Annotated in this window: 4 protein-coding genes; 1 reads left to right on the top strand and 3 read right to left on the bottom strand. The window is 73.9% G+C overall.

What is annotated here, in order from left to right:
- Nucleotides 1–231 precede the first annotated feature (231 nt).
- The 3 genes from ABT299_RS35605 to ABT299_RS35615 all read right to left on the bottom strand — a co-directional run bounded on the left by ABT299_RS35605 (nucleotide 232) and on the right by ABT299_RS35615 (nucleotide 2,581).
- Nucleotides 232–987 (bottom strand): hypothetical protein, encoded by a 756-nt coding sequence (locus tag ABT299_RS35605; protein WP_500253412.1) that lies wholly within the window; start codon nucleotides 985–987, stop codon nucleotides 232–234.
- A 3-nt stretch (nucleotides 988–990) separates the two neighbouring features.
- Entirely contained in the window at nucleotides 991–1,500 is a 510-nt protein-coding gene (locus ABT299_RS35610; RefSeq protein ID WP_190863952.1) for a SigE family RNA polymerase sigma factor, read from the bottom strand.
- Nucleotides 1,501–1,579: 79 nt separating this feature from the next.
- Nucleotides 1,580–2,581, bottom strand: a complete 1,002-nt coding sequence (locus ABT299_RS35615; protein ID WP_190863950.1) for a hypothetical protein — start codon at nucleotides 2,579–2,581, stop codon at nucleotides 1,580–1,582.
- Nucleotides 2,582–2,790: 209 nt separating this feature from the next.
- Here ABT299_RS35615 and ABT299_RS35620 point away from each other — a divergent pair, with 209 nt between their 5' ends.
- Nucleotides 2,791–3,903 carry an adenosine deaminase gene (locus ABT299_RS35620; RefSeq protein WP_190863948.1) on the top strand — a complete coding sequence of 371 codons (1,113 nt, stop codon included), beginning with the start codon at nucleotides 2,791–2,793 and terminating at the stop codon, nucleotides 3,901–3,903.
- Nucleotides 3,904–4,137: the final 234 nt, after the last annotated feature.

A 4,137-nucleotide genomic window follows, 5' to 3' on the forward strand; every position in this document is an offset into this window, starting at 1 on the left:
CGTCGCGATCGCGAGCGAAGCCGGATTCGAGCGGAGCGAGAATCCGATCGCGCAGCGAGCCCCCAGGGCGAGTCGAAGCGATGCAGCGATCGCACCGCATCGCCCGTTGAAGGGAGGGCCCCCAGGGCCCGACCGCCGAGGGCAATGCAAACAAACACAGGAACGCTCCGGCGGGGAACGGTCCTGGCGGCCCCTCTCCGCCATTCGAGGACGTCCCCGCCGGAGCGTGGTCTAGGGGCGGACGCCTTCCGCGATGCGCATGAGCTGGTCCTTCGCGGCGCCGCCGGCGGTGACGGTGACGCCGGTGCCGGGCTTGGCGATCCAGGAGATCTGGCGTCCGGAGCCGGGGCGGTCGCCGGTGAGCGCGGGCATGCCGCGGACGGTGGTGCGGGTCGGGACGCCGCCGACGGGGGCGAGGTCGGTGAGGCCGACGCCGCTTCCCTTGATGAGGGCGATCTGCACCCAGCCGTCCGTCCCGCCCCATTTGCAGGTGGTGGTGCGGCGCTTGGCGTCGCCGGTGCCCGTGCAGGGGGCGGTGGCGGCGAGCCCGCCCGGCAGGTAGGTGACCCACTTCGGGAGCTTCACGGCGGGGCCGGGCGCGCCGGGCCGCTCGCCTCCCCCGCCGCCGCCGTCGCCGGACCGCGGGTGCTCGGACGGCTTCGGCGTTGACCCCGCCTCGGGCCTCCCCTCTGGCGACGGGGACGCTGGGAGGCCCGAGGCGGGCGGCCGTTCCGGCTGCTCGAGGACCGCGGGTCCGCCCGTGGGGCGGGAGGTCGCGGAGTCCCCGGCAGGTGTGGCCCGGAACGACTGGTAGGTGGGCACCAGGGCGAGCGCGGCGACGGACGCGGCGGCGACGCCGACGGTGGCGCGGATCCGGTTCGTGCGGCGCCGGTGGCGGCGGCGCACGTCGGCCACGAGCGAGGGCGGCGCGGCCGTCCCCGCCACCTGCTCGGCCATGGCCGCGCGGAGTTCGCTCTCCAGGTCCATCGTTCAGCTCCCCAGTGGCGCCAGGTTCGCGCCGAGTCGCTCCCGGAGTCTGGCGAGCCCCCGGGATGCCTGGCTCTTCACGGTGCCGACGGAGCAGCCGAGCACCCGCGCGGTCTCCGCCTCCGAGAGGTCCTCCCAGAAGCGCAGCACGAGCACGGCCCGCTGGCGGGCGCCGAGCCTGCGCAGTTCGTCCATGAGCGTCCCCCTCAGCTCGACGGCGTGGGTGCCCGAGAGCGTCGGCGTCTCGGGCGGCCTCGCCATGTGGATCTCCCGCAGCACCTTCCACCGCCGGGACCGGCTGATCACCAGGTTGACCAGGATCCGGCGGACGTAGGGCTCGGGGTCTGTGTCGGCGTCCAGCCGTCCCCAGTGCCGGTACGCCTTCTCCAGCGCGGTCTGCAGGATGTCCTCGGCGTCCTGCCGGGCACCGCACATCAGCGAGGCGGTGCGCAGCAGGGCATCGCCGCGTTCCGCCACGAACTCAACGAACGACTCGTCGTCTCGACGCCCCACTGTTCTCCGTCCGGGTGGAGGGAATCCCGCGTCCTGGGCGGACGGCCCCGCGCCTGGCCGTCCGCCCGGGTCCTTCTTCCTACTGGTGCGCCTGCCGCAGCGCGGTGGCGATGTCCTTCGGCCCGCCCGCGAGGACGGGGTTGCCGTTCACGAACAGCGAGTAGCCGCTGGGGTCGAACACCAGGACCCCGCCGCCGCGCGGCCCCTGGTAGGCGGCGACGCCGTCGATGGTGAGCGGGGTGCCGCCCTCGGGGAGCTTCAGAGCCTGCCGCAGCTGATTCTGCGTCATCCCGGCGGGGGTCTTCAGGCTTTCGACGGTCAGCCACTGACCGGCCTTGCCGGTCCACTTCTGCGTGACGGCGCAGATGTTGAGCTTCTTGAGGTCGGCGGTGCCGGGGGTGGCGGAGACGTACTTGAGGCCCTTGGCGAGCATGACGGTCCGCTCGACGGTGCCGCCGACCTTCACCGCGGGGGCGAGGGTGCGGCAGTCGAGGGCGGGCGCGGCGGGCAGCGCGGGCTTGCCCGGGATGCTCGCGGACGGCTTGGGGGCCGGGGCGCCGGCCTTGCGCAGCGGCTTGGCGGACGGCGCGCAGGTCGGCAGGTTCGGCCGGCCCGACGGGAGCGCGGTCGGCTGGGTGCCGGGGGCGACGACGCCGGGGACGCCCGGGTTCGGGACGTTGACCGTGGGCTTGCCGGCCTCGGCCTTCTTCTTGAGGGCCTCGGTCTCCTTGCGCAGCTGCTCCGTCCCGGGCAGCTTGCTCGCCGGCACCTTGCCCGCGGGCACCTCGCCCGTCTTCGGCAGCTTGCCGTCCGTGGGGAGCTTGCCGTCCGTGGGGAGCTTGCCGTCGGTGGGGAGCTTGCCGGTCTTCGGCAGCTTGCCCGTCTTCGGGAGCGCGGGCAGGCAGGTCGGCGCGGTCTTCGGCGCGGCGTCGACGACGCGGTGCGCGGCCGGCAGCTTCGAGTCGCCGGACTGGAGGCCCGCGTTCTGGTGGGAGCCGGTCATGGCCCACGTGGCGCCGCCGCCCACGGCCACGGTTCCGATGGCGCCCGCAGTGATCAGTGCGGCCTTCAGCGTGATCATCGTCTGAGTCCCTCTCTGCCCGTCCGGTGTTCTCCTCTTGCGCCCCTCGTATACGCGCGACCACGGAACGGGGTTGCACGGGGTTCCCAAGTTTTTTCGGTGATGTCCACGGGCGCGGATGGCCGCCGGGTGCCATGCGGGGTAGTCCGGTGTGGTGATCCTGGTAGGGCGGGGGTTCAGCGGGTCGACCGATCCGGCAACATTGGTCCATGGAGGCCCGTACCGTGTCACCCCGCCCGCCGCAGGACCGTTCCCCGCGAGAGGACCCGGAGCCGTCCCGCATCGAGCCCGCCGCCGCGCGGCCCGGCTCCGCCCGTCCGGACGTGGCCCTGCTCCCCAAGGCGCACCTGCATCTGCACTTCACCGGGTCGATGCGGCATTCGACGCTGGTGGAGCTGGCCGCCGAGCACGGCGTCCACCTGCCGGACGCCCTGGTGGAGGACTGGCCGCCGAAGCTGCACGCGACCGACGAGCGCGGCTGGTTCCGGTTCCAGCGGCTGTACGACATCGCCCGTTCCGTCCTGCGGACGCCCGACGACCTGCGGCGGCTGCTGCGGGAGACGGCGGAGGACGAGGCGGCGGAGGGGTCGGGCTGGCTGGAGATCCAGGTGGACCCGAGCGGGTACGCGGCGAAGTTCGGGGGGCTGACGCCGACCGTCGAGCTGGTGCTGGACGCGGCGCGGGAGGCGGGCGAGGCGGCGGGCATCGGGATCGGCGTCGTGATCGCGGCGAACCGGACCCGGCACCCCCTCGACGCGAAGACGCTCGCGCGGCTGGCCGTCCGGTACACCGGGCAGGGCGTGGTGGGGTTCGGGCTGTCGAACGACGAGCGGCGCGGCCGGGCCTACGACTTCGAGGGGGCGTTCCGGATCGCCAAGCGGGGCGGGCTGCTGTCGGATCCGCACGGCGGGGAGCTGCTCGGCCCGGCGAGCGTCCGGGAGTGCCTGGAGACGCTGGACGCCGACCGGATCGGGCACGGCGTGCGCGCGGTGGAGGATCCGCGGCTGCTGGAGCGGATCGTGGACCGGGGCGTGACGCTGGAGGTGTGCCCGGCGTCGAACGTGAGCCTGGGGGTGGCGGCGACGCCGGAGGACGTCCCGGTGCGGCGGCTGTTCGAGGCGGGCGCGTCGATCGCGCTGGGCGCCGACGACCCGCTGCTGTTCGGGTCGCGGCTGGCCCGCCAGTACGACATCGTCCGCGACGTGCACGGCTTCTCCGACGCCGAGCTGGCGGAGCTGGCGCGGCAGTCGGTGCGCGCGTCGGCCGCTCCCGACGACGTCCGCAAGCACCTCCTGGCCGGTATCGACGCCTGGTTGTGTTAATGGCATTGCCCTTGGCGTCAGGCCCTAGAGGGCCTTCCTTCGGCGGGCAATGCGTGCGATCGCTGCATCGCTCCGGCTCGGCCCTGGGGGCCTCGCTGCGCGATCAAGTTCTCGCAAGCTCGAACTTGGCTTCGCTCGCGATCGCGACGGTTCGGGTCGGCGCGTGGCCGGGGGCGCGGGGTGAGGTTTCCGGGAAATGGGGCGCGGCGTGCCGTCCACCGGGGTGGACGGCAC

The sequence above is a fragment of the Spirillospora sp. NPDC000708 genome (genome assembly GCF_040299565.1).
Lineage (GTDB): Bacteria > Actinomycetota > Actinomycetes > Streptosporangiales > Streptosporangiaceae > Spirillospora.

What these genes read in the sequence shown, in the direction of transcription:
- ABT299_RS35605 (WP_500253412.1), bottom strand. Translation starts at nt 987, where the DNA reads ATGGACCTGGAGAGCGAACTCCGCGCGGCCATGGCCGAGCAGGTGGCG.
- ABT299_RS35620 (WP_190863948.1), top strand. Translation starts at nt 2,791, where the DNA reads ATGGAGGCCCGTACCGTGTCACCCCGCCCGCCGCAGGACCGTTCCCCG.
- ABT299_RS35615 (WP_190863950.1), bottom strand. Translation starts at nt 2,581, where the DNA reads ATGATCACGCTGAAGGCCGCACTGATCACTGCGGGCGCCATCGGAACC.